This window comes from Aminomonas paucivorans DSM 12260, from assembly GCF_000165795.1.
Lineage (GTDB): Bacteria > Synergistota > Synergistia > Synergistales > Synergistaceae > Aminomonas > Aminomonas paucivorans.
The window spans coordinates 1,048,130-1,072,727 of record NZ_CM001022.1; the positions used below are offsets into that span (position 1 = coordinate 1,048,130).

Sequence of the window (24,598 nt, forward strand, 5' to 3'; positions counted from 1 at the left end):
TCCGTTCCCCAAGGGGAACGTGTACGAAGGAGGTGGCCGGATGCAGAACCGGACCGTGGTGGCTGCGGGCGTGCTGGGGGCTCTGTTGGCCCTGGGAGTGGTGGCGGGGAGCTTCCTCATGGGAGGGGCCCTGGTGCGGTTCAAGATGGCGGACCGCAACGTGGTGGTCCGGGGATTTGCGGAGCGCAACGTGGAGGCGGATCTGGCCATCTGGCCCATCGTCTTCCAGAACACCGCCAACGACCTGACGGAACTCCAGCGCCTGGTGGACCTGCACGACGCGCAGATTCGCGGGTTCCTCAAGGCCCAGGGGTTCGAGGACGGGGAGATCTCCTCCATGCCCCCCCAGATCACCGACCGCAAGACCCAGCCGGGCATGGATCCGGGGGTCAAGCTGGACGAACGCTACATGGCCCAGACGGCCATCACCCTTCGCTCCTCCAAGATGGGGGAGGTCAAGGTGGCCATGCGGAAGTCCGGCGAGCTGGTGCGCAAGGGGATCGTTCTGGCCCAGGACTACTCCCTGGTGCCGGAGTTCCTGTTCACCAAGCTGGACGAGATCAAACCGGAGATGGTGGCGGAGGCCACCCGGAGCGCCCGGGCGGCGGCGGAGCAGTTCGCCAAGGATTCGGGAAGCCGGGTGGGGGGCATCCAGCGGGCGGAGCAGGGATACTTCAGCATCGAGGACCGGGACAAGGGGTCGCCGGACCACAAGAAGGTGCGCGTGGTGACCACCATTTCCTATTCTCTGGAGAATCATTGACCGAAGGGGCTCGGGCGACCGGGCCCCTTCGCGTCGTCTGCAAAGCGGCGGAGGAGGTGCAAATCATGGCAGGAGAAGCGGAAAGGGCGCAGGATCGCAGACGTCCCCTCCTTCGCACCGCGGAGGAGCTCTTCGCGGCCCAAGGCTACGGCGAGGGATGGTTCCGGGGCGTCCGGGAAAGGGGTGGGATCTCCGAGGAGGCGTTCCGCCGGGAGTTCCCCTCCCCGGAGGACCTGATGGAGACGCTGGCGGAGGCCATGCTGGAGGAGGCTCTGGAGGCCCAGTCCGGCGTTCTGGAGGACCCCTCCCTGGATGCCGTGGAGAAGCTGCGGAGGCTCTTTCGGGGATTGGCGGCCTGGAAGCTGCGCCGCCGGGCGTTCTTTCGCAACCTGGCTCTGGCGGCGTACCGGGAGGAGAACCTCCTGCTGCAACAGCGGCTGATGGGGGTCATGGGAAAACGGATGGTTCCCCTGACGGGGGAACTGTTCCGCCAGGGAGCCCGGGAAGGGGTCTTCTCCCTTTCCGACCCCGAGGAGGCGGCGGAACAGATCCTGTGGATGCTGCGCGGCCTGGGCCCCCGGGTCGCGACGGTCCTGGAGTCTCCTTCCCTCGCCGGGGCGGAGGAGGTGGTCCGCAAGTTCTCCGCGATCTCCCGTTCCATGGAGCGGATCCTGGGGGTTCCGGAGGGGGCCCTGGGCTTGGGCGCCCTCTTCCGGGAGACCCTGCACGCCTGGTTCGAGACCCTGACGGGACCGGAGGCTGGACGGGCCGATCCGGGGGCGCTATAACCGGGGCACAGAATGACGGAGGGGAAGCCCTCCGGAATCGGTAAGGACGAAAAAACACGGCCCCGTAGGTAGTCGGGGCGTGCCGGAAACCCGGCACCCGTAACCTGCCTCCCCCGGGAGGTTGTCCGTCGTCCCTCTGTTGGGGTTTTGTCCGAGGAGGGATGGGGATGGTGCGGGTGACGGTCTTCCATGACGGCCGGTTCTGGGTGCTCCTGGGGGAACGGGAGGAAGCGGGGTTTCTGCGGGCGGTGCGGCGACTCTGCGCCGAAGAGCCCGGAGAGCCGGAGGTGCGCGGCTTCGCGACCTGGGCGATCCGGGAGGGACTGGACTCCTGCCCTCCCGTGGAGGCGCCGGAGCGTCCCCTGGTTGGGGGTTTCAAGCGACGCCTTCGGGAGGCCCGGGCGGAGCGCTCCACCCGGGGAGGGCGATCCCAGGCGGCCCTGCAGGCCCAGAGAGAGCTGGGCCTCCTCCACCGTCGGAAAGAGCGTTCCCGGGGGGCGGAGGAGGAGCGGCAGCGGCGCTTCCGGGACCGACGCCGCAGGAGCAAGCGGCGGCATGACGGAAAGGCGTGACGAGGCGGGGCCTGAGGGCTCCGCCTCCCTCTTTTCAGGGGCCCTCCAGCAGGGCCAGGGTCTCCACGTGGTCCGTCCGGGGAAAGAAATCGTAGGGGGTGAGGGAAACCACCTCGTAGCCTCCCGCCTCCAGAAGCTCCAGGTCCCGTCGGAGGGTGCGGGCGGCACAGGAGAGGTAGGCGAGCCGTCCTGCGGGACAATCCGTCAGCATCGCCGCTACCTCTGTCTCCAGGCCCGTGCGGGGCGGGTTCAGGTAGGCCCGGCGCATCCCCTGGGGAAAGGAAGCGAGCCACCCCCGGATCTGGGGCGCTCTCTGCCCGCAGGTCCCCTGAAGCAGGATGCACCCGGGAGCGTTTCGGGCCGCCCGATCCAGGGCGCTTCCGGAGATCTCCACCCCCAGGGCCTCCGAGCCCCGAGCCCGCCAGCGAGCCAGGCTGGCCCCGTCGCCGCAGTAGAGATCCCCCGTCCCGTCTCCGGGGCCCGGGGCCAGGTGGGCTTCCGCCTGGTCCAGGGAGAGGGCGTACAGCTCCGGCAGGGCCTGCTGGAAGGAGGCGGGGCCGTACAGGAGCCCCAGGGGGTTGCGGGACTCCGGGATCCCCCACAGAAGGCACCACGCTCCCCGTCCGAAGATCCGGCGTCCCGCCGTGGGGTGGTGGTGGAGCCAGAGGCCCTCCACCCCCGCCGCCTCCAGACCCGAAAAGTCCAGGGCCGGCGGCTCCAGGGGGTGGGACGCCTTCACCACCAGGGTCGCCTGGGCCCCCGTGAGGGTGACGAAGGCCAGGGGAAAGGCGGGGGGAGGGGGCAGGGGGCGGAACAGGTTCAGGGCCGCCCGCACCCGGGGGGCGTGGAGGGGACAGTCCTCCAGGGGGACCAGCTCGTCCCGGAGGAGCATGCCGAAGCGCCATCCCTTTCCGTCCCATCGGGTGGCCAGGCGCACCCGCTCCCGGTAGCCCAGGCGGCGCTGGGGGTCGGGGGAGCGAAGGGGGGCGATCCGGTCCTCCCAGGGGGCGAGGGCGGTGCGGATCCACCCCTCCTTCTGGGCGGAGCTGGCCTCCTCCGTCAGGCCGCGGTGGGCGCACCCCCGGCAGCGGGGAGGGCATCCCGGGGGGAGGTTCATCCCTTCCGGGCCACGGGCAGGTGGATCCCCCGGAGGACGCAGAAGAGGCGCAGGGAGACCACCAGGGCGAAGCAGGCATACAGGGCCGCCTCCACCCCCATGCGGCGGTTCAGAGGAAGGAGCAGCAGCGCCCCGGCGATGGAGGCCAGGGCGTAGATCTCCCGGCGGAACACCAGGGGCGGTTCCCCTGCCAGGACGTCCCGTAGGATGCCCCCGCCCACGCCCGTAAGCAGGCCGAAGGCCACCACCATGAAAGGTTCCCCGAAACCTCGCTGGATGGCCAACAGGCCTCCCCCGGCGGTGAAGGCTCCCAGCCCCACCGCGTCCAGCACCTGGATCAGGCGCTCCAGACGTTGCACCGGGCGGGGGCTCAGGAACACCGCCGCGGCGGTGACCAGGGCCAGGAGGGAGTACCGGGGGAAGCGCAGGGCCAGGGGGGGCAGGTTGCCCATGAGGCCGTCCCGGAGGATGCCTCCCCCCACGGCGGTGATCAGGGCCAGCATGAGGACCCCGAAGAAGTCGAAGCGCTTGCGGATCCCCATGAGGGCTCCGGAGGCGGCGAAGGCCCCCGTCCCCAGGATCTCGAACAGGTTCCAGAGGGTCATGTCCACGGATCGGGTTCTCCCTTCTGCCTTGGAGCGTCCGCCCTCAGGCGTCACCGGTTCCCATCCTAGGCCAGAGGGTTCGACCCTGCAACCGCCTCCTTCCTGGAGTATCCTGGAAGGAGAGGGTCTCCCGGGAGGAGGTCCCATCTTCTGCAAGGGGATTCGGAGGTCGAAGCCATGACGGAGCGCATTGCCGCCCTGCGGGGCTGGTTCGAGGGGGCCGAAGGGCCCGTGTTCAAGGAATTGGCAGTGGACCCGGAGGGACGGGTGACCGGGGAGGCGGAAGGACCCTCCTGCGGGGAGACGGGGGAGTACGGTCCCGACTTCCTCATCCTCCCCGGGGACGTGAACGCCCACAGCCACCCGGAACAGTCGGTGTACGCGGATCTGGTGGACCCTTCCTGGGACCTGGCCACCTGGTGTCGCCACACCATCTATCGGCACAGCGTGGAGATGACCCCGGAGCTGGTCTACCTGGGGTGCTGCCGGGCCTTCGGGCGCATGCTCCTGGCGGGGGTCACGGCCGTGGCGGTGTCCTTCTACTGCCACAACCGACGGGGCAACGATCTGGACCGGGAGGTGATCCGGGCGGCCCGGGCGACGGGGATCCGCCTCTTCTTCGGTCGGATGCACTACGACTGGGTGGCCCAGGACGCCTACCCCGCCAAGAAGGCCTCCCAGGAGTCCTACTTCGAGACTCCGGAGGCCTACGAACGGGCCCTGGAGGAACTGATCCGGGAGGTGCAGGACGACCCCCTCGTGGCCGTGGCTCCGGCGCTGCACAGTTTTCACGCCAACACCCTGGAGGGCATCGTCCGGGGGATCCGGCGGGGAGCCCTCCTGGGGCTGCCGGTGCAGTTCCACCTTTCCGAAGACCGGGGGGACGTGGACCTCTGCCTCCGTCTCTACGGCCGCCGCCCCGTGGAGGTGCTGGACGACCTGGTCCGCCGGGGAGAGGTTCCGGGACTGGATCACCTGCTGGTCTCCGACGGCATCTGGGTGGAGGACCTCGAGAAGGACCGGATGGCGGAGCACCGGCTGTCCCTGGTGGCCAACCCCCGGATGAACCGCCGGGTGGGGGCGGGGCGGGCGGACCTGAAGGGGTACCTGGACCGGAAGATCCCCCTGTTCCTGGGCACCGACGGGGAGGCCAGCAACGACGACCTGAGCGTGGCTCACGAACGGTGCTTCGCCCGGGAAGCCTACCCGGAGGTCCCCGTCGCCTCCCTGGGGCGGCGGGCCTTTCCTTTCCCCGGAACCCCCGTGGGACTTGCGGAGCCGGGCTTCGGGGCGGACTTCCAGGTGCTGCGGGACGGGGCGGTGGAGGACGTGTACGTGGCGGGGCGTCGGGTGGTGCACCGGGGACGCCTCCTGTCTCTGGACCTGCAGCGGGACGTGGAGGCCCCCCTCCGGGAGCGGACCGCCTCCTGGAGGGATTAGGAAAAGCCGTGGCCCGGGGGCACCCCCCGGCCACGGTTCCCCTCCCGGGTGGATCAGCCTCGGGAGGCGATCTCCCGCACCGCCGCCAGGAGCCGTTCCACCTCTTCCTCCGTGTTGTACAGGGAGAGCCCGACCCGGGTGACCCCTCCCCGCTCCAGAAGCCCCATCACCTCGCAGGGGCGGATCCCGTAGAAGTGCCCGTCCCAGGCGCAGATCGCCCGTTCGTCCAGGGCCCGGCACACCTCCGCCGGGTCTTTCCCCTCCACGGTGAAGGAGACGGTGGGAGCCCGTCGGGGGCTCGAGAAGGGCAACCCTATGGGGGTCACCCCGGGAATCCTCCCCAGCTCCTCCCAGAGGTGCGCCGCCAGGACGTGCTCGAAGGAGGCGACCTCCTCCATGGCCGTGACGACCCTCTCCCGGGGGGACTCTCCCCGTCCCAGGGAGGCCAGGTAGTCCACCGCCGCCCCCGCCCCCACGATGGCCGCGGGGTTCAGGGTGCCCGTCTCGATGCGGTGGGGCGCTCGAGGGTCCTGGGTGCGCAGTCGGTCCGTGGGGAGCTGGTCCAGCAGGTCCTCCCGGGCGTAGAGCACCCCCACGTGGGGGCCGTAGAACTTGTAGGCGGAGCAGAGGAGAAAGTCCACCCCCAGGGCCGTCACGTCCAGGGGGAAGTGGGGGGCGTAGTGCACCGCGTCCACGGAGAGCCAGGCCCCCACCTCGTAGGTCCACTTGCGGAGGGTCGGGATGTCGTTCACCGTGCCGATGAAGTTGGAGGAGTACCCCGCCGCCACCAGCCGGGTGTGCTCCCCGATCTTTTCCCGGGCGTCCTCCATGTCCAGGGCGCCGGTGGGGAGGAGGCGGATTTCCCGCACCGTCACCCCCAGTTCCCGAAGCCCCAGCCAGGGCCCCCGGTTGGCCTCGTGGTCCAGCTGGGTGACCAGCACCTCGTCCCCCGGACGCAGGGCGCGTCCCACCGCCCGGGCCAGGGCGAAGTTGAGGCTGGTCATGTTGTGGCCGAAGGAGATGCACCGGGACGAGGAAGCCCCCAGGAAGAGGGCCAGCCTCGCTCGGGCTTCTTCCTGCGCCTCGTCGGACTCCAGGGTGGTGACGAAATACCCGTGGGTGTTGGCGTTGCAGGTCCGGTAATAGTGCATCATGGCGTCCAGCACCCTCTGGGGCACCTGGGTGCCCCCCGGGCCATCGAAGTAGGCCAGGGGCAGGCCGTGGTGGGTGCGGCTCAGGGACGGAAAGTCCCGGCGGCAGGCGGCGAACCGCTCCGTCGGGGTGGGGGCGCCTGATTGCGGGGTGCGGGTTTCCATGGCATCTCCTCCTCGTGATGGGTGGGGTGCGTCGGGATCAGGGATTCCCCGATTCCAGGCGCCCATAGGTCCGCAGGATCAGGTCGTTCCGCTCGTTGCGCAGCAGGGGGGTCTCCTCCCGGACCCGGGCCAGTCCCTCCAGGTCCAGGTCCACCACCCCCAGGTCCGGGTCTCCCTCCCTCAGGGAGAGGAGCAGGTCTCCCCGAGGTCCGAAGGCGAAGGAGCCTCCGTCGCCGTGGAAGGCTCCCTCGGGGCCGGAACCGCAGCAGCAGAGGACGTAGCAGGTCTGGGCGAGAGCCTGAGCCCCCGCCAGGAGGCGCCAGCGGGCCAGGTTCGCCCCGATCTCCTCCCGGGAAGGGGCGCTGGGGGCGCTGGGGACCAGCAGGGCCTGGGCGCCCATCTGGGTGCAGAGGATCCCGTTGACGGGATGCCAGAGGTCCTCGCACACCAAGAGCCCTGCGGCCCCCCAACGGGGACGCAGCACCGTGAGGTCCTCCCCGGGGGTGAAGGTCCGGTCCTCCCGGTAGTGGCCGTAGTTGCAGAGATTCACCTTTCGGTGTACCCCCAGGGTGCGACCCCGCTCCACGTACTCCGCGGCGATGAAGGTTCTCCCGCCCTCGAAGAGGGGGTAGCTCACCACCCCGTCCATGTCCAAGGTTTCCAGAGCCTTTCGGAGGCTCTCCAGGGAAGTGCGAAGGTCCCGGTCCAGGGCGGACCGGGCGGAAGCGTCGAGAGAGACGTCCCCGATGCGGTAGCCCGTGAGGCTCATTTCCGGAAAGACCGCGAGGCGGGCGCCCCGCCTTCGGGCCTCCTCCAATCCCTGGACGTGGCGGAGAAGGTTCCCCCCCAGATCCAGAAGGGTCGGGGAGATCTGGACCAACGCAGCGGTGAGGGACATGGCGAGCCTCCTTCCTGGTCTTCCATTGTACCGCAGGTTTGCGGGACGGAAGCCCGGACGTTCATGGACCGGGCGAACCTGCCTTCCCATCGTATCCGGGGAGGGGTGGGCGAAGGGGGGTGCTCCCGGAGGAGGAGTGTGCTAAAGTGATCAAGGGGAGAATGAATCCGAAAGAAACGAGGCCGAACGGGAAGGAGGAACCATCATGTTGGACCTGCAGAAGCGCTTCAAGCTGGGAACCATCAAGCGTCTGGTCCACCAGGTGGGGGTGGAGGACACGGTGGGGAACAAGTCCGTGGCCCTGGACGAGTTCCTTTCCACCTCCGCGTGCCTGGAGACCATGGTGCGGCTGGCGGTGGAGATGGTGGACCCCGGGTTGCCCGAGGGGGTCATCTCCGTGGGGGTTCGTTCGGAGATCCTCCAGCAGGCCCCCGCCCTTCTGGGCAACGAGGTGATCTTCCATCTCTCCCTGGACCGGGTGGAGGGAAACCGCCTGGGCTTCTCCCTCCGGGTGAGCGATCGTCACGGCACCATCGCCACGGGAAACCACGAGCGGGCGGTGGTGAGCGCGGCTCTCCTTGCGGAGAGGGCGGAGAAGCGGACGAAGGAGGTCCTCTGAGGGACCGAGGGGTGAGGGAATCCGGGCCGCCTGCGGGCGGCCCGTTTCCTTTCGGAAGGGGGGAGAGGCTTGAGACGCCTGGTTTGGGCCCTGGCGGGGTTGCTCTGGACAGTTGCGGCGGCGTGGGGAGCGCAAGACCCTGTCGCGTCGATGGACCGGGTCCTGGGTCGGCTGGAGGGGGAGATGGAGGCCCAGAGAAAGGCCTTCCGCATCCCCGGGATGGCGGTGGCGGTGGTGCAGGACGGAAAGATCCTGTTCGCCAAGGGGTACGGGGTGCGCCGCCGGGGAGGAGCGGAGCCCGTGACCCCCGAGACGGTCTTTCAGGTGGGTTCCACCACCAAGGCCTTCACCAGCGCCCTGGTGGCCCTGCTGGTGGAGAAGGGCGCCCTGGGTTGGGAGGATCGGGTGACGGACCACCTTCCGGCCTTTCGGATGTACGACCCCTGGGTGACCCGGGAGTTCCAGGTCCGAGATCTCATGGCCCAGCACAGCGGCCTGCCCGCCTACTCCGGGGATCTCCTGTCCCTGTTGGGCTTTGACCGGGCCGCCATGATCCGAGCCCTGGAGTTCTATCGCCCCGTCACCAGCTTCCGCAGCACCTTCGCCTACGTGAACCACCTGTGGCTCGTGGCGGCGGCGCTCTACGAGGCCGTGGCGGGGGAAAGCTGGGAGGAGGGTATGAAGCGGCGTCTTCTGGAACCCCTGGGGATGGGGGACAGCACCCTGGACCGGAAGGGATTCCTGGAGACGGAGAACCGGGTGGGCCTCCACCGTCTGCGGAACGGGCGACTGGAGACGATCCCCGAGGACTGGCCCTTCCTGGACTGGGCGTACCTCTACGGCCCCGCAGGGGGTCTCAACGCCTCGGTGCGGGACATGGCGAAGTGGACGGTCTTTCAGCTCTCGGGCAAGGCGGGGGACCGTTCCCTCCTGAAGCCCGAGACCCTGGCGGCCCTCCACCGTCCCCAGACCGTGGCGGGGGACGGCAGCGTCTTCTATTGCCTGGGGTGGGTGAAAACCGAGGCGAAGCCCTATCCCCTGGTGTGGCACAACGGGGGGACCTCGGGGTGTCACACCCTGGTGCAGCTGGTTCCGGAGGCGGGGTTGGGGCTGGTGGTGCTCACCAACCTGGAGGGCACGGACTTCCCCGAGGCCCTGGGGCGGCGGTTCGCGGACCTGTGGTTCGGCAATCCGGATCGCGACTGGTTCGGGGAGGCGCGCAAGGCCCTGGAGGAGAAGCCTCGGGAGGCTCCGGTTCCCTCCGCGCGGCCGGGCCGCCCCCTTTCGGCCTACCAGGGGACCTTCGAGAATCCCGTCTACGGCCGGATCGTGGTGACCCATCGGGACGGGAGCCTCCGGGGGATCTGGGGACCCCGGCGCACCCCCTTGGCCTTCCACCCCGCAGGAGGGGACACCTTCGCCCTGGAGATGGGGGGCACCGAACCCTTGGGGGCGGCCCAGTTCCTCTTCGGGGAGGAGGGGCTTTCCGCCCTGTACCTGGAAGCCCTGGACGACACGGGGATGGGACGCTTCGAGCGGGTGGTCCCCCCTTCCCGCCAGGGGACGCCGCAGAGATAGAAAGAGGCCCCCGCCCTTCCGAAGGCGGGGGCCTCTTTCGTCTTGTGTGCCGATCCGGGAGCTAACGCCATCCCCCGCGCATGAGGTTCTCGTGGTGCCGCTGCTTCTCCCGGTCCTGCACGGAGAAGCGCCGTTCCGCCCAGCGGGAGAGGCGCACGAAGGGCAGCCCCAGGAGCAGGTAGATGGCCGCCACCATGATGCCCGTGCCGAAGTAGTCGTAATAGGTGGCGGCGATCTGCCCGTAGGCCTTGGTGAGGTCCACCATGGTGATGATGGACACCAGGGAGGAGTCCTTCAGCAGGGAGATGAAATCGTTGGTCACCGGGGGGATCACCACCCGGAAGGCCTGGGGGATCACCACGTGGCGCAGGGCCTGCCAGCGGGTCATGGAGAGGCCCAGGGCCGCCTCCATCTGTCCCCGGGGCACCGCAAGGAGTCCCGCCCGGTAGTTCTCCGCCTCGTAGGCCGCGTAGTTCAGCCCCAGCCCCAGCGCCCCCGCCAGGAAGGGGGAGAGCTTGATGCCCACGTTGGGCAGGCCGTAGAAGATGAAGAAGAGCTGGATGAGCACCGGGGTGCCCCGGATGGCCTCGATGTAGGCCACCGCCAGGGCGGATGCCCACTTGGGGCCGAAGACCCGGATCACCGCCAGGAGGAAGCCCAGGGCCATGGCCAGCAGCATGGCGGTGACGGAGACCTTCAGGGTCACCACCGCCGCCTCGCCGAAGATGGGCAGGAAGCCCGCGTAGCGCTCCAGGCGTTTCTGCAGGGTCAGGTGGGGCCGATGGGCCTCCGCCCAGTCGTCGTAGGCGGAGGTGGCCACCTTCCGGGGAGAGAAATCGTTCCACTCCTTGGCCATGAGGGGGTTCCAGAGGTTCCACTTGTCGTAGATCCGCCGCAGCTCTCCGGAGTCCCGAAGCTGTACCAGGGCGGCGTTGACCTCCCCCAGGAGGGCCTTGTCCTCCTTGCGCAGGGCCATGGCGTAGCGGATCTCCCCCACCGGGGGCCCCACGAACTTCACCTCCGGGTTGAAGCCCGCGGAGTACAGGGCGATGGGGGCGTCGAAGAGGGTTCCGTCCAGCCGTCCGTTGGCCAGGTCCTCGTAGGCGTTGGCTTCCACGATGTAGGTGCGGATGTCCACCTTCCCCAGGTCCTTCAGCACGAAGTAGGAGTAGGACTGCTTCAGGGTCCCCGCCACCTTGCCCCGCAGGTCCTCCAGCTTCTGGATGTCCTGGTTGTCCCGGCGCACGGCGATCTGGAGGAAGGTGTGGTAGTAGGGGATGGAGAAGGCCACCTCCTGCTCGTGCTCCGGGGTCACCTCCAGGCCGTTGATGGCCACGTCGTAGAGCTTGCGCTCCAGCCCCGGGATCAGGTTGTCCCAGCTGTTGTTCACGAACACGGGCCGACGGCCCAGGATCTTGGCCACCGCCTCCACGATGTCCACCTCGAAGCCGATGAGGCGCTTCACGTCCTTGGGGTCGTTGAACATGAAGGGCACCCCGCCCTCCGAGTCCCCCGCCCAGCGGAGGACCTTTTCCTCTCCCCCTGCGGGGAGGGCCAGGAGGAGCAGAAACAGGGCGCCCCAGAGCAGGCGACGGCCCATCACGCCACCCCCGTTCCCACCAGGTGTCGCAGAAACTCCCGGGTGCGATCGTTCTTCGGGGAGGTGAACAGCACGTCCCCGTCGTCCAGCTCCACGATCTCCCCCCGGTCCATGAAGACGATGTAGTCCGAAGCGTCCCGGGCGAAGCGCATTTCGTGGGTCACGATGATCTGGGTCATCCCCTCCCCATCCAGGTCCCTCATGACCTGGAGGACTTCCCCCACCAGCTCCGGGTCCAGGGCGGAGGTGGGTTCGTCGTAGAGCATCACCCGGGGGTTCATGGCCAGGGCCCGGGCGATGGCGGCCCTCTGGGTCTGGCCGCCCGAGAGGGTGGAGGGGTAACGGCGGATGAAGTCTCCCAGCCCCACCTTCTTGAGGAGCCGTACCGCGTTGTCCTCCGCCTGCTCCGGGGGTTCCCCCTTCACCACCCGGGGGGCGAGCATCACGTTCTCCAGCACCGTCTTGTGGGGGAACAGGGTGAAGGACTGGAACACCATGCCCACCTCCTTGCGGATCTCGTGGGCCGTGTCCAGGGTCCGGCGGTCGTAGCCCTTCTCCTGGCCTGTCCGGGTCAGGGTGAGGCCGCACACCGTGAGGCTGCCGGAGTCCATGATCTCCAGGCAGTTGAGGCAGCGCAGGAAGGTGGATTTGCCGCATCCCGAGGGGCCGATGACGGAGACCAGGTCTCCCTCCCGGATGGTGAGGCTCACGTTGTTCAGGACCTCTCCGTCCTCGAAGCTCTTGCAGAGGTGGTCCACCACCACCAGGGGTTCCGCCGTCCGGTTCATGTCCATCCCCCTCTACGGATCCGGGCCCTGCCGCGTCCCCAGGGGGCGGGCAGCACAAGGACGCCCCCCGCCCTGGGAAGGGGGGAGACGTCCCGAGGACCTCCGCGCCGAAATGCGAGCGAGGCGTCCACGTCCCTAGTCTTCGAAGATGTGGGTGGTCAGCGGGGGAAACCCGTTGAAGTTGACGGAACAGTAGCTGGCGGTGTACGCCCCCGTGGAGAGGAAGTAGACCCGGTCCCCCTCCGCCAGGGTGACGGGCAGCTCGTACTTGAACTGCTCGTACAGCACGTCCACGCTGTCGCAGGTGGGGCCCGCCAGGATGACCTTCTGGCTGGGGCCTTTCTTGTCCACGTAGACGGGGTACTTGATGGCCTCGTCCAGGGTCTCGATGAGGCCGCCGAACTTCCCCGTGTCCAGATAGACCCAGCTGTAGGGGTTCACCTGGGATTTCTTGGAGATGAGCACCACCTCCGTCACCAGGATCCCCGCATCTCCCACCATGCCGCGACCGGGCTCGATGAAGATCTCCGGGAGGTCCTTGCCGAAGTCCTCCTCCAGGAAGCGCCGGATCTCCGAGGCGTACAGGGCGATGGGGGGGGTGGGGTCGAAGTACTGCGCCGGGAGGCCGCCTCCCAGGTTGATCATCTTCAGCTCCACGTTGAACTCCCGGGCGGAGTCGAATAGGTAGCGGCAGGTAGAGATGAGGTAGCCCCACTGGCCGATGTCCCTCTGCTGGGAGCCCACGTGGAAGGAGACCCCGTAGGGCTGCACGGGCAGCCGGGTGGACAGGCCGATGAGCCGATAGATGGAATCGGGATGGGTGCCGAACTTGCGGGAAAGGGGCCAGTCCGCGCCGCTGCAGTCCGAAAGGATGCGGTAGAAGACCTTGGATCCCGGAGCGTTTTCGGCGATCTTGCGCAGGTCCGATTCGGAGTCCGTGGCAAAGAGACGAATGCCCTTGTGGTAGGCGTAGGCGATGTCTCGGGCTTTCTTGATGGTGTTGCCGTAGCTGATCCGTTCCGGTTCCACGCCCAAGGCCAGCATCTGGTCCAACTCGTAGACCGATGCGACGTCGAAGGAACTGCCTCTTGCGGCGAGCAGCTTCAGGATGGACTCGTGGGGGTTCGCCTTCACCGCGTAAAAGGGTCGGGCGAAGCTCATCTCCCTGACGAGTTCATCGTAGCGTTCGGCGATTCGCCCCAGATCGATCAGCAGAAAGGGCGTCTGCTTCGTCGCCGCAAAGGCCTTGAGGGCCTCGAAACGCCTGGTGTCGTAATAGCGATCGAGGTCGAAGGCGTAGATCGGTGTTTTCAACTCGGTCTCTCCTCCCTTCCGGATGCGCCCGCCTGGGGCGGGTCCGCGAAGAAGTTTAAGCGTTTCCCCCGGGGGGGGCAATCCTTCCGGGATGACGTTTGCGTGACGAAAGAGGGAGGATGGGGTACGATGCCCGGAATATCGGGGCGCAAGGCCCCTGGAGGAGGGAATCAGCGGTGAGTCGGGCTTTCGTCAGGGAAGAGGACGAGGATCTGTCGAACCTCCGCTATGGTGCGGAATACAGAAGGAAGCGGGAGGACTGGCTGCGGATCCAGGAGAAGAAACGGGACTTTCTCCTGAAGGATCCCAAGGCGGCGACCCTCGACCCCGAGACGCGGCAACGATGGCTTCGGGACACGGAGGAGGACATCCGAAAGACCCGTGAGGAGCTGGGACTGGAGGAGTCGTGACTCAAGAGGCAGGAGCACAGGAAGGGGGAGGGCCGTCGGCCCTCCCCCTTCCTGTGTCTGACCGTTGTCCTGAAGGATCCGCTAGAGGGTGTCCCGCTCCACGCCCGGCTCCAGGTTCGGTGTTCCCGGAGGGGCGGTTTTCCCTCCCGGAGGAGCTTTTCCGTCCTTGCCCACGATCCAGATCTTCATGCCCGGTTTCACGTAGGCCACCAGGGTGTTGATGTCCCGGTTCTTCATGCGGATGCACCCGTGGGTGGCCCGGCGTCCCACGGACCGGGGGCTGTTGGTGCCGTGGATGGCGATCTGCCAGGGGTTGTAGAAGGAGATCAGCTTGCTCCCGTAGACCCCTTTCTGGGGTTCCCCAGGTTCGTCGAACCAGGCCGGGTCGTACACCAGCTGGGACGCATCCTGAAGGACCCTCCGCACCTTGAAGACCCCTTCCGGGGTGATGAGGTCGAGGCGGTCCTTCTTCACGTCTCCTACCCCCCTGCCGACTGCCACGGGGTAGGACTTCACCAGGGTGTCCTTCCCCTGGAAGAGGTAGAGGCGAAGCCGGGATTTGTCGACCTTGATCCAGTACTCCTCCGGACCGGGAACGAAGGGGGCGGCCTGGGCCGTTCCCAGAGGCAGGAGGACTCCCAGGACCAGGAGAAGCAGGGCAAAACGGGACAGGGACAAGGGATCGTCACCTCCGAGGATGATGGGCACAGTATAGCATGAGGACAAAACGCTAGAGGACGGCTATGGGGTTTTTAACCTTGGATTGTCTGCCCTTACCCCGCTGACACAGGAAACTGCTCTTTCTTTTTTGCGCATCCTTGTCAAAACGGTGATCCCGTGGTTATAAAAGAATGGGCGGCCATACGGACTTCTTCCGGACCCATCGACGACCCGCTTGCCGCGATCTCGCCACACCTGAGGAGGGAAGCTCCATGGAAATTCTCAAGGTCTCGGGCAATTCCCAGCCAAAATCCGTTGCGGGAGCCATCGCTGCGGTGCTCCGGGAGTCGGGCTCCGTGGAGGTGCAGGCCGTGGGGGCCGGGGCGGTGAACCAGGCGGTGAAGTCCATCGCCATCGCCCGGGGCTACGTGGCCCCCAACGGGATCGACCTGATCTGCATCCCCGCCTTCGCCCGCATCGAGATCGACCAGGAGGAGCGCACGGCCATCCGGTTTCTCCTGGAGCCTCGCTGACCCCTCTCCCTCCCCGTGCTTTCCCCCGACGGTCCGGACGTCCCGTCCGGGCCGTCTTTTCTTGCGTCCTCAGGGTTCCATTAGGTAAGATGCGTGCCATGCGACGGACCCGATGGGTTCGCCGCTGGCGTGCCATTCCATTCTCTCCGGGAGGGAATCATCCTATGGAAAGCATCAAGGCGCCCCGGGGGACCCGGGACATCCTCGGCGACGAGTCCTGGAAGTGGGCCTACGTCCTGAAGGTCTGCCGGGACGTGGCGGACTGCTTCGGCTATCGGGAGGTCCACCTGCCCGTGTTCGAACACACGGAGCTGTTCTGTCGGGGCATCGGGGACACCACCGACGTGGTGGAGAAGGAGATGTACACCTTCGAGGACCGAGGAGGACGCAGCATCACCCTTCGTCCGGAACTCACCGCCTCCATGGTGCGCAGCTACCTGGAGCACGACCTGCGCAACCAGTCTCAACCCGCCAAGCTCTGGAGCGCCGGCCCCATGTTCCGCTACGAGCGCCCCCAGAAGGGGCGGTATCGCCAGTTCTGGCAGGTGGACGTGGAGGCCCTGGGGGCCGCCGATCCCCTGGTGGACGTGGAGGTGATCGGATTCTCCCTGGAGCTGTACCGCCGCCTCGGACTGGCGAATCTGGAGGTGGTGGTCAACTCCGTGGGGTGTCCGGCCTGCAGGCCCGTATACCGCCAGGCCCTGCGGGGCTACCTGGAACCTCGACTGCCCCATCTGTGCGAGAGCTGCCGGAGCCGGTACGACCGCAACCCCTTGCGCATCCTGGACTGCAAGAACCCGGAGTGCAAGGCCCAGACGGAGGACGCCCCGGAGATCGAGGGGTCCCTCTGCCCGGAATGTCGGGAGCACTTCGCCGCCCTGCTGGCGGGTCTGGATCGCCTGGGTGCGGCGGTGCAGCGGGACAAGCGTCTGGTCCGCGGCCTGGACTACTACACCAAGACGGCCTACGAGATCCTCTCCGGAGATCTGGGGGCCCAGAACGCGGTGTGTGGCGGGGGGCGCTACGACAACCTGGCGGAGGCCATCGGGGGTCCCCACGTCCCCGGGGTGGGCTTCGCTTCGGGGATCGAGCGCATCGTCCTCACCATGGAGAGCCAGGGCCGTTCCTTCGGGGAGGCCCCTAGGCTGGACGCCTTCGTGGTGGCGGCGGAGGACGAGGCTCGGGGGGAGGCGTCCCGGTTGGCCCACCAGCTCCGCGCTGCCGGTGCCGCGGTGGACATGGACTACGCCGCCCGGAGCTTCAAGGGCCAGATGAAGGCGGCGGGGCAGTCCGGGGCGCGGTATGCCTGCATCCTGGGAGGCAAGGAACTGGCTCGGGGTGTGGTGGCCTGCAAGGACCTGGGCACGGGGGAGCAGGAGGACCTGTCCCGGGAGGACCTGAAGTCCCGCTTCGGACGTTCCTGAACCGGGAAGGGCGACCAACGGCTTTCCCTTCGGAGGAGCCCCCTGGGGCGCCCCGGCGGAAGGCGAAGGAATGAGGAGCCGGCCCCGAGCGGTGCGCCGCCGGGACCGGGACAGGGAGGACGAGGCATGAGCGGGCAGGTGTACGACAAGACGTGGAAACGCACCGACCGGTGCGGCGACCTGAGGCTGGGGGACCAGGGACGGAGCGTGGTGCTCAACGGGTGGCTTCGCCGGCGCCGGGACCTGGGGGGCATCATCTTCCTGGAGCTGTGGGACCACACGGGCACCACCCAGGTGGTGCTGAACCCGGAGCGGGCCCCGGAGGTGCACGAGCGGGCCAAGGACCTCCGCAGCGAGTACGTCCTGGCGGTGAAAGGACGGGTCTCGGTGCGTCCCGAGGGCACGGAGAACCCCGGCATGCCCACGGGGGAGGTGGAGGTGCTGGTGGAGGATTTCCTCCTCCTGTCCCCCTCCAAGCCCCTTCCCTTCGAGATCGGGGAGGCGGAGAAGGTGGACGAGAACCTCCGGCTTCGCTACCGCTTCCTGGACCTGCGGCGGGAGAGGATGCAGCAGAACCTGCGGGTGCGCCACGCCGTGGGGGCCTACACCCGGAACTACCTGGGGGAGCGGGGCTTCATGGAGGTGGAGACCCCCATGCTCACCAAATCCACCCCCGAGGGGGCCCGGGACTTTCTGGTGCCCAGCCGGGTGAACCCGGGGCGGTTCTTCGCCCTGCCCCAGTCGCCCCAGATCTTCAAGCAGATCCTCATGGTCTCCGGGTGCGACCGGTACTTCCAGATCGTGAAGTGCTTCCGGGACGAGGACCTTCGGGCGGACCGGCAGCCCGAGTTCTCCCAGGTGGACCTGGAGATGAGTTTCGTCACCGAGGAGGACCTCTACGAGCTTCTGGAGGGCTACATGGCGGGGCTCTTCCGGGAGGTTCTGGACCTGGAGATCCCCACCCCCTTCCCCCGCATGACCTGGAAGGAGGCCATGGACCGCTACGGCAGCGACAAGCCGGACCTGCGGATCCCCACCGCCCTGGTGGACCTGGGGGATCTGCTGGGTGCCCCCGGCGGGCCCCTGGAGTCGACGGTGGCCGCAGGGGGCGCCGTGCGCGGCCTTCCCCTCCCCGGAGGGGCTTCCCTGTCCCGCAAGGAAGTGGCGGACCTGGAGGCCCGGGCGGTGGAGCTGGGGGCGGGGGGATTGGCCTGCATCCAGCGCAAGAACGGGGAACTCAAGGGGCCCTTCGTGAAGGCTCTGGACGAGGCGACCCGGGGCCGCCTGGCGGAACGGGGCGACCTGGCCGACGGGGACGCCCTGCTGGTGGTGGCGGACAAGGAGTGGAAGCGGGTCTGCGAGGTGCTGGGGCAGCTCCGCCTGGAGCTGGCCCGGGCCCGAAACCTGGTGGAGGAGGGCTGGCGGTTCCTCTGGGTGGTGGACTTCCCCCTGCTGGAGTGGGACGAGGAGCAGGGACGCTACACGGCGGTGCACCACCCCTTCACCGCCCCCAAGGACGAGGATCTGCCCCTCCTGGATACGGACCCGGGGGCGGTGCGTTCCCGGGCCTACGACCTGGTGCTCAACGGCAACGAGGTGGGAGGCGGCTCCATCCGGATCCACAACCCCCAGATGCAGGAGCGGGTCTTCCAGGCCCTGGCCTTCACCCCCGAGGCGGCCCGGGAGCGCTTCGGCTTCCTCCTGGAGGCCCTCTCCTACGGGACCCCGCCCCACGGCGGGCTGGCCCTGGGCTTCGACCGACTGGCCATGCTCCTCTGCGGCGCCAAGTCCATCCGGGAAGTGATGGCCTTCCCCAAGACCCAGCGGGCCCAGTGCCTTCTCTCCGGGGCCCCCGGGGTGGTGGACGAGGCCCAGCTGGCGGAGCTTCAGGTGGCCAGCACCGTTCAGGACGTCTCGCAGGACGACTAGATCGAAAGCCGGACCGGGGCCGGGGGAGAGTCCTTCTCCTCCGACCCCGACTGTTACCTGACGGGAGGGATCAGCATGGTGCAGGTTCGTTTTCTGGGACACGCGGCGTTCTCCTTGGAGGCCCCGGGGTTTCGGGGGCTCATCGATCCGTTCCTCACCGGGAACCCCGTGGCGTCCGCCTCGGCGGATTCCTTTCGGGAGCTGGACTGGATCTTCCTGACCCACGGCCACGGGGACCACGTGGGGGATGGGGTGGCCCTGGCGAAGCGGACGGGGGCCACGGTGGTGTGCAACTTCGATCTGGCCCAGCTCCTGGAGCGGGAGGGGGTCTCGACCCGGGGGATGTACTTCGCCGGGCGCACGAAGATGCCCTTCGGCTGGGTGAAGATGGTCCCCGCCTGGCACGGATCGGGGTTCAGCCGGGGGAACGAGCGGGTCTACGGAGGGGTGGCCTGCGGCTTTCTCCTGGAGGTGGAGGGCGCCCGGATCTACCACGCCGGGGACACGGGGCTCACCGTGGAGATGCAGCTCCTGGGGGAGGAGAAGGTGGACCTGGCCCTCCTGCCCATCGGAGGGTACTACGTCATGGACGGGGAGGACGCCGCCCGGGCGGTGCGCCTGATCCGGCCCCGGATGGTGGTGCCCATGCACTACGACACCTTCCCGCCCATCCAGGCGGATCCGGAGGCCTTCCGCGCCCTGGTGGGGAACGACGCGGAGGTGCGGATCCTGAAGCCCGGGGAGGCCCTGGACCTGCCCTGATTTCCCGGATGGACCGCCGACGGGACGACGCCGGGGCTCCCCAAGGGAGGACGAAGGGGGGGTGTTCCATGAGGGGGAGAAGGGTCCTGTGGTCGGCTCTGCTCGTCCTCCTGTTCGCCCTGCCCGCCGGGGCCCGGGACAACGGGGATCGGCTTTTGGCCCACCTGGTGTCCCTGACGGACCCGGAGTCCCTGGAACTGTGCCTGGACGATCCGCCCGACGAGAAGGGGAGGGTGCGCCACCTCTCCTGTGTCTTGACCGGAGGGACCTTCACGGGATTCCGGGTGGAGAAAGTGGCGCTGGAGGCCTTCTTCCTGGAACTGTCCCCCCCTTCCGCCTGGGGGAAGGGGGGGCGGCGCTTCCTCGACGTCCGGGGGGCCCTCTGCACCCGGATGGAAGTGGTCCTCCTGGAGAAGGATCTGAGAGAGGCCCTGACCCCGTACCCCTGCGAGAACTACCGTCTTCTCCCGGACCTGCTTCCCGGGAAAGTCTCCCTGCGGGTCCGCTTCACACCCCATCCCTTGCCCTTTCCCAGCGTGGCGGAGGTGGTGGCGAGGCCGGCTCTCCGAGGGGGACGGGAGCTCTGGCTGGAGGAGTCCCGCATCACCCTGAACGGGCAGGACCGGACCGATGCCTTCCGGGAGGAGTTCCTGCGGGTGCAGCCCTTCGCGGACCTGGGGGATTTCGGGTTCCCCGCAGCCCTGACGGATCTGTGCGTGGACGGGGAGAAGCTGGCCCTCTCCACCCGAACCCTTCCCGGACGGGCGGAAGGGCGGGTCTACCGGTACGAACGATCTCCCTCCCCGGTGCCGCGGCGTCCCGAGATCGGGGCGGTTTTTCGGGAACGCCTTCGCGACGGAGACCTGCTGTTCGTCAACGGCAAGGCGTGGCGGACCAAGCTGGTGCGCCTGGCGGAGAAGAGCCCCCCCGGGGCCTCTCACGTGGGAGTGGTGCGGGTTCTCGACGGGGTGCCCCGGGTGGTGCATGCCTCCCCCGAGTTGGGGCGGATGGCGATCCAGTCCTTGGAGGAGTTCTTCGCCTTCGAAGGGGTGGACTTCGCCCGAGTTTGCCGACTGGCGGACAACCCCGGGGCGGCGGAGGAGGCCAGCCGGCGGATGGAGGCCTACGCCCGAAGGGGAGTCCCCTTTGACGACCGGTACGACGCGGCCGAGGGGGACCGACTCTACTGTACCGAGGCCATCTGGCGGGCCTTCGGGGCTGCGGGGGTGGACCTGGCGGGGGACCGGTGGATTTCCTTGCGCAACCCCATCATCCGGGGGCGGGTGCTGCTGCCCTACGCCCTGAGCCGAAGCCCCCTCCTGGTGGAGGTGTCCACCTTTCCCTAGGGGAAGGGCCGAGCGCAAAGGGAAGACAAAAGCAGGGAGGCCCGGGCAGATGGTTCCCCGGGCCTCCCTCGTTTCGTCGGGTTCTTGGGGCCTCAGTAGCGGAGGCCGAATACGGGGTGGAAGATCCGCTCGTCGTGGAGGAACCGGGCCTGTTCCTCCAGGGCGGTCTTGGATCGGTCCCCCAGCTGGACCGCCAGGACGGAGGTCAGCACGTGCATGAGGAACAGGGGGCCGATGATGCTGCTCCCGAAGGTGGGGGACGCGGCGGAGACGAAGAGGGAGAGGTCCGCGAACCGGCAGACCGGTGCGGCGGGACTGTCGGTGATGGAGATGACCCGGGTCCCCTGCCGGTGAGCCGCCTCCACGGACTCCGTGACCTCCACCACGTAGCTGGGGAGTTCGCACACCAGGAGCACGTCCTGTTCCCCCGCGGACCGCACCTGCTCCTGAAGGGTCAAGGTGCCCCTCTTGAGGAGGAAGGCGTTGAGCCCCATGACCCGGAGCCGTGCCTGGAAGGATTCCGCCACCAGGGAGGAGATGCCCCACCCCAGGCAGTAGAGGTTCCGGGCGTTTTCCACCAGGTCGCAGAAGGCTGTCAGGTTCTGGGGAGAGAGCTGGGTCCACGTATCGTCCAGGTTGGCGTGCTCCATCCTGTGGATGGTCTCCGGAAGGTCCTCCTGGGAATTCACCGCCTTGGCGAGCATGGCCGCAGGGTTCACCTGCTCCAGGATGGCCTTCTGGAGGCAGTCCTTCAGCTCCGAATAGCCCGAGAAGCCCAGCATCCGGGCCACGCGGACCAACTGGGCCTTGGAGACCCGCAGCTCGTCCGCCACCTCGCCGATGGACCGGAAGGCCGCCTCCCTCATGTTGGCAAGCAGGTATTCCGCCACTCGACGGGCCTTGTTCGGCATGTCGCCGATCTTTCCCATCATCAGCGCCTGCAGCTGGGCACTGTCCATCCTGTCACCCCTTTTCCGTCCATGAACAGAAGTTTTCGCTCGCATCGGAGTCTAACCCGGACGGTGGAGATGTGTCAACTTGATTGAGAGAAAAGATAAAAAAGTTTATCCGATGGTTTCAGTCCAGGTCTTGAGCCCCCCAGAAGACCTCCGTCTTGTCCCTCATGACGGGGCAGTCCCGCAGTTCTTCGTCCGAGCCCTTCAGACAGGCGTTGCAGGAAATGCAGGCTGCGGGGCGCGCGTCGTCCTCCCTCCAGCGGTTTACCAGGTCCGGTTCGGCCAACAGGGGACGGCCCAGCCCGAAGGCGTCGCAGACCCCCTCCTGCAGCAGGGAGGCCATGACCTCCAGGCTCCGAAGCCCCCCCGTGAGGATCAGGGGTGCGTGGGGGCGCAGACGGCGCAGTTCCCGGGCGAAGGGGGCAAAGGGAGCCTCGGAGGACCCCGCGGCGATCCCCACCCGGGTGGGCCGAAGAGGCGGAAGGGAGTAGTGGGAGCCGGAGGAGAGTTCCAGGGCGTCCGCCCCCGCGTCGAGGCAACAGAGGGCTGCGGCGATCCCCTCGGGCTCGTCGTACCCTCCCGGGACTTCCTCCCGGAAGCTCAGCTTCACCCAGAGCGGAAGGGTGGGGCCCAGGGCCTCGCGAACCCGGCGAACCAGGGACTGCAGGAAGAGCCGCCGGTTCTCGGGGGAACCTCCGAAGCGGTCGGAGCGTCGGTTGTGCCGGGGGGACAGAAACTGCATGGGCAGGGTCCCGTGGGCGGCGTGGATCTGGACCCCGTCGGCGCCTCCCCGAAGGGCACGGAGGGCGGAGGCGGCGAAGGTGTCCAGGATGTCCTCCAGGTCCCGTTCCTCCAGGGCCTGGACGGGAAGGGGGGAGGTCGGGGCCGTCCCCTCCGAGGGGCCCCAGGTCCTTCCATCCCGCAGTTCCGGATGCCCCAGGAACCCCCCGTGGGCCAGCTGCACCACCAGGCGGGCTCCCTGGCGGTGGATCCGTCGAGAGAGGTCTTGAACGTCCCCCTCCCGGGCATCCTCCCCCAGGTTCCACTGTCCAGGAAAAAAGCGCCCCCGGGGTTCCACGAAGGCCGCCCCGGGGATCACCGTCCCTGCTCCTCCGGCGGCCAGGGCTTCCCACCGGGCGGCCAAAAGGGGAGGGAGGGTTCCTTTAGCGGAGGCCCCTCCCAGGTGGACCGCGGAGGCGACGAAGCGATTGGGCACCTCCAAGGTGCCCAGGACGGCGGGGCGGAACAGATCGTGGATCGGCAGGTTCATGAAGTCTCCTTTCAGCGGGTCAGTCCCATTGGGCGTAATCGCCCCCGGACCACTCGGGCCAGATGGCGGCCCAGGCGAAGCAGTCCGCCTCGTGTTCGAAGCGGCTCAGGGGCTGGAAGGTACGGCTCCAGAAACGCTCTCCCTTGCGGTGGTAGAGGAGGTGGAAGAGTTCGTGAAACAGGGTGAAGCGTCGCCACAGGGGGGGGAGGTGGCAGTTGATCAGGATGCGCCCCCGGTTTCCCCGGACCAGATGGAGTCCCCATAGGTCCATGGGGAGGTCTTCGTGCCGCAGGTCCAGCACCTTCCCGCACCGCTCCTCCGCAAGGGCGAGGATGGCGAAGGTGTCCAGGGCGCTCCAGGGCTGCGCCTCCCGGAGAGCCCAGTCCGGCAGGACCTCCGGGGGGGTGGGAAAGTCGAAGGGGGGGACCTCAGGGGTGGTTCGGGGCGTCGCCCTCCGCCTCCTCGTCCCATTCTTCCAGGGCCGCCTCGATGATCCGATGCACCCTCCGAAGCTCCTGCCCGCTGAGCTTGTGGCTGCGATACCAGACCTCCAACTCACCCGAGGCCAGGACCTCCTCCAGCTGCATCCTCCCGGGACGCTCGGAGGAAAGGTCCTGCACCAGGTCCGCCACCTCCACTCCCAGGGCAGGGGCCAGGCGGTTCAGGAGCTTCATGGAGGGCAGCCTGCGGTTGCTCTCCAGGGCTTGGATGTAGATGCGGCTCACCTCGACCTTGTCCGCCAAATTCTGTTGGGTCAGGTCCAGGGCCCGCCGCAGGGATTTGATGCGCCTTCCCAGACTCATGGGGAACAGCCCCCCTTCTCGGTGAGAATGTTGCCTTTGAAGATACAACGAAAAGGGTTTGCTGCCAAGGGGGAGAGGAGGGGATCCACGAAGAGGGTGCAGGCCAAAAGATCCGCCGCGCCCCCCGGGCTGACCCGATGGGCGCGCAGGAGGCGGTCCAGGGGGAGGAGGGCTTCGTGGTTGCCTCGAGGGGGGTCGAAGGCCTCCCGGGCTCGCGCCACCTCCTGGAGGTAGGGACCCACCCAGAAGGGATACCCTCCCCGGTGGATCACGTTGCTGTCCTCGCAGGAGGACATGAGGGCCAGAAGGGCCGCCAGGGCCGCATCGTTGCGGGAGGCCCCCGCGCTTCGGGCCTCCCGAAGGGCCGGAAGGCCCCGGTGGACGACGCCGGGAAAGCCCCGCTCCGCTTCCCCCCGGATGCCCGTGACCCCATGTTCCAGGAAGAGCCGTTCCCCGTGGGTGAGGGGCCGAGGGGGCAGGGTCTCCCGCAGAGGGTGCAGTTCCCGCTCCACGCAGCCCGCCACGGGGGACCCCGCCAGGGCCCCCAGGGTTTCCGGCGTCCCGAGCTGTCCCCGGCGGAGGGTGTGCCCCGCGGCGTAGAGCCACAGGGACAGGGCGAAGATCAGTCCTTTGTGGGTGTTCACCCCTCCCGTGGCGGCGAACATGTCCCGCTCCATGAGGCGCCCCCTCTCTCGCAGGAGAGGGAAGGCCGAGGAAGGGGGGTCCCCCTCCAGACCCGGGCGGGCCTGGGGTCCCCAGTGGGGGGCCAGGGCGGCGGCGCTCAGCAGGAAGGTGGTCCAGTCCATGTCCTTGTGGCACCCCGAGTCCCGAGGGTCCACGAGCCCCGGCTTCGGGGAGACCAGGATTTCCGCCGCGGTGGCTTCCGAGGCCAGGGCACCCAGGAGGGTCTCCAGGGTCACGCCGGTCTTGACGCTCCGCGGATCGGGGGTCATAGTCCGGTTTTGAGGAGCGGTCATCCCGCCATGGGGTGAAGCGTTCATGAAACAACCTCCCGGTGATCCGAACAGCCCCCCGACCATAGCGGACCGGAGGGGGGGATGCAAGGGATCCGAGGAGGGACAGACACGACCAGAGGAGGCAGAAAGG

25 protein-coding genes are annotated in these 24,598 nt (G+C 68.1%); 12 read left to right on the forward strand and 13 right to left on the reverse strand.

Annotation, left to right across the window (positions count from 1 at the left end):
- The first annotated feature begins 40 nt into the window (after window positions 1-40).
- The 3 genes from APAU_RS04760 (at window position 41) to APAU_RS04770 (ending at window position 2,123) form a co-directional block, all read left to right on the forward strand.
- Window positions 41-763: an SIMPL domain-containing protein gene (locus APAU_RS04760; protein ID WP_006300560.1), complete on the forward strand. Its 723-nt coding sequence runs from the start codon at window positions 41-43 to the stop codon at window positions 761-763.
- 65 nt (window positions 764-828) lie between these two features.
- The gene (locus tag APAU_RS04765; protein WP_006300561.1) at window positions 829-1,551 is read left to right on the forward strand and encodes a TetR/AcrR family transcriptional regulator; all 723 of its coding nucleotides are present in this window, start codon (window positions 829-831) and stop codon (window positions 1,549-1,551) included.
- A 167-nt stretch (window positions 1,552-1,718) separates the two neighbouring features.
- Window positions 1,719-2,123, forward strand: a complete 405-nt coding sequence (locus APAU_RS04770) for a YjdF family protein (RefSeq protein WP_006300562.1) — start codon at window positions 1,719-1,721, stop codon at window positions 2,121-2,123.
- A 34-nt stretch (window positions 2,124-2,157) separates the two neighbouring features.
- Here the strand turns inward: APAU_RS04770 and APAU_RS04775 are convergent, their stop codons facing one another.
- A complete protein-coding gene (locus APAU_RS04775) occupies window positions 2,158-3,240 on the reverse strand; it encodes a class I SAM-dependent RNA methyltransferase (protein ID WP_006300568.1) in 1,083 nt (360 codons plus the stop codon).
- Window positions 3,237-3,845: a trimeric intracellular cation channel family protein gene (locus tag APAU_RS14620; protein ID WP_040345667.1), complete on the reverse strand. Its 609-nt coding sequence runs from the start codon at window positions 3,843-3,845 to the stop codon at window positions 3,237-3,239. The genes APAU_RS04775 and APAU_RS14620 overlap by 4 nt, the downstream gene beginning before the upstream one ends.
- 177 nt (window positions 3,846-4,022) lie before the next feature.
- Between APAU_RS14620 and APAU_RS04785 the strand changes: the two genes are divergently transcribed.
- A complete protein-coding gene (locus APAU_RS04785; RefSeq protein WP_006300570.1) occupies window positions 4,023-5,285 on the forward strand; it encodes an amidohydrolase family protein in 1,263 nt (420 codons plus the stop codon).
- Between the two features lie 53 nt (window positions 5,286-5,338).
- On the opposite strand, the gene APAU_RS04790 is transcribed toward APAU_RS04785, so the two are convergent.
- Together APAU_RS04790 and APAU_RS04795 are read right to left on the reverse strand one after the other, a co-directional pair.
- Window positions 5,339-6,601, reverse strand: a complete 1,263-nt coding sequence (locus APAU_RS04790; RefSeq protein ID WP_006300571.1) for a cysteine desulfurase-like protein — start codon at window positions 6,599-6,601, stop codon at window positions 5,339-5,341.
- 37 nt (window positions 6,602-6,638) lie between these two features.
- Complete coding sequence (locus tag APAU_RS04795; protein WP_006300572.1) at window positions 6,639-7,499, reverse strand: carbon-nitrogen hydrolase family protein; 861 nt, start codon at window positions 7,497-7,499, stop codon at window positions 6,639-6,641.
- A gap of 205 nt (window positions 7,500-7,704) precedes the next feature.
- Here APAU_RS04795 and APAU_RS04800 point away from each other — a divergent pair, with 205 nt between their 5' ends.
- Together APAU_RS04800 and APAU_RS12530 are read left to right on the forward strand one after the other, a co-directional pair.
- Complete coding sequence (locus APAU_RS04800) at window positions 7,705-8,118, forward strand: thioesterase family protein (protein ID WP_006300573.1); 414 nt, start codon at window positions 7,705-7,707, stop codon at window positions 8,116-8,118.
- Window positions 8,119-8,187: 69 nt separating this feature from the next.
- A complete protein-coding gene (locus tag APAU_RS12530; RefSeq protein ID WP_006300574.1) occupies window positions 8,188-9,696 on the forward strand; it encodes a serine hydrolase in 1,509 nt (502 codons plus the stop codon).
- Window positions 9,697-9,757: 61 nt separating this feature from the next.
- Here APAU_RS12530 and APAU_RS04810 read toward each other — a convergent pair whose 3' ends face one another.
- From APAU_RS04810 to APAU_RS04820, 3 genes are all read right to left on the reverse strand, one after another.
- Entirely contained in the window at window positions 9,758-11,296 is a 1,539-nt protein-coding gene (locus APAU_RS04810) for an ABC transporter substrate-binding protein/permease (RefSeq protein WP_006300575.1), read from the reverse strand.
- Window positions 11,296-12,084, reverse strand: a complete 789-nt coding sequence (locus APAU_RS04815; RefSeq protein ID WP_006300576.1) for an amino acid ABC transporter ATP-binding protein — start codon at window positions 12,082-12,084, stop codon at window positions 11,296-11,298. Before APAU_RS04815 ends, APAU_RS04810 begins: the two co-directional genes overlap by 1 nt.
- A gap of 135 nt (window positions 12,085-12,219) precedes the next feature.
- Window positions 12,220-13,398: a type III PLP-dependent enzyme gene (locus APAU_RS04820; protein WP_006300577.1), complete on the reverse strand. Its 1,179-nt coding sequence runs from the start codon at window positions 13,396-13,398 to the stop codon at window positions 12,220-12,222.
- 176 nt (window positions 13,399-13,574) lie between these two features.
- Between APAU_RS04820 and APAU_RS04825 the strand changes: the two genes are divergently transcribed.
- Window positions 13,575-13,808, forward strand: a complete 234-nt coding sequence (locus APAU_RS04825; protein ID WP_006300578.1) for a hypothetical protein — start codon at window positions 13,575-13,577, stop codon at window positions 13,806-13,808.
- A gap of 81 nt (window positions 13,809-13,889) precedes the next feature.
- Here the strand turns inward: APAU_RS04825 and APAU_RS04830 are convergent, their stop codons facing one another.
- Window positions 13,890-14,486, reverse strand: coding sequence for a L,D-transpeptidase (locus APAU_RS04830; RefSeq protein ID WP_006300579.1), 597 nt, complete (start codon window positions 14,484-14,486; stop codon window positions 13,890-13,892).
- Between the two features lie 254 nt (window positions 14,487-14,740).
- On the opposite strand from APAU_RS04830, the gene APAU_RS04835 reads away from it, so the two are divergent.
- From APAU_RS04835 to APAU_RS04855, 5 genes are all read left to right on the forward strand, one after another.
- Window positions 14,741-15,001, forward strand: coding sequence for a stage V sporulation protein S (locus tag APAU_RS04835; protein WP_006300580.1), 261 nt, complete (start codon window positions 14,741-14,743; stop codon window positions 14,999-15,001).
- 164 nt (window positions 15,002-15,165) lie between these two features.
- A complete protein-coding gene (gene hisS, locus APAU_RS04840) occupies window positions 15,166-16,425 on the forward strand; it encodes a histidine--tRNA ligase (protein WP_006300581.1) in 1,260 nt (419 codons plus the stop codon).
- Window positions 16,426-16,551: 126 nt separating this feature from the next.
- Window positions 16,552-18,354, forward strand: coding sequence for an aspartate--tRNA ligase (gene aspS, locus APAU_RS04845; protein ID WP_006300582.1), 1,803 nt, complete (start codon window positions 16,552-16,554; stop codon window positions 18,352-18,354).
- A gap of 75 nt (window positions 18,355-18,429) precedes the next feature.
- A complete protein-coding gene (locus APAU_RS04850) occupies window positions 18,430-19,116 on the forward strand; it encodes a metal-dependent hydrolase (protein ID WP_006300583.1) in 687 nt (228 codons plus the stop codon).
- A 68-nt stretch (window positions 19,117-19,184) separates the two neighbouring features.
- Window positions 19,185-20,462, forward strand: a complete 1,278-nt coding sequence (locus APAU_RS04855) for a YiiX/YebB-like N1pC/P60 family cysteine hydrolase (protein WP_006300584.1) — start codon at window positions 19,185-19,187, stop codon at window positions 20,460-20,462.
- A gap of 92 nt (window positions 20,463-20,554) precedes the next feature.
- On the opposite strand, the gene APAU_RS04860 is transcribed toward APAU_RS04855, so the two are convergent.
- The 5 genes from APAU_RS04860 to APAU_RS04880 form a co-directional block, all read right to left on the reverse strand.
- Window positions 20,555-21,421, reverse strand: a complete 867-nt coding sequence (locus APAU_RS04860) for a MurR/RpiR family transcriptional regulator (RefSeq protein ID WP_006300585.1) — start codon at window positions 21,419-21,421, stop codon at window positions 20,555-20,557.
- Between the two features lie 118 nt (window positions 21,422-21,539).
- Window positions 21,540-22,688 (reverse strand): oxidoreductase, encoded by a 1,149-nt coding sequence (locus APAU_RS04865; protein WP_006300586.1) that lies wholly within the window; start codon window positions 22,686-22,688, stop codon window positions 21,540-21,542.
- A 19-nt stretch (window positions 22,689-22,707) separates the two neighbouring features.
- Window positions 22,708-22,989 (reverse strand): ImmA/IrrE family metallo-endopeptidase, encoded by a 282-nt coding sequence (locus APAU_RS14045; RefSeq protein ID WP_006300587.1) that lies wholly within the window; start codon window positions 22,987-22,989, stop codon window positions 22,708-22,710.
- 127 nt (window positions 22,990-23,116) lie between these two features.
- A complete protein-coding gene (locus APAU_RS04875) occupies window positions 23,117-23,491 on the reverse strand; it encodes a helix-turn-helix transcriptional regulator (protein ID WP_006300588.1) in 375 nt (124 codons plus the stop codon).
- Entirely contained in the window at window positions 23,488-24,492 is a 1,005-nt protein-coding gene (locus APAU_RS04880; protein WP_006300589.1) for a triphosphoribosyl-dephospho-CoA synthase, read from the reverse strand. Before APAU_RS04880 ends, APAU_RS04875 begins: the two co-directional genes overlap by 4 nt.
- Window positions 24,493-24,598 lie beyond the last annotated feature (106 nt).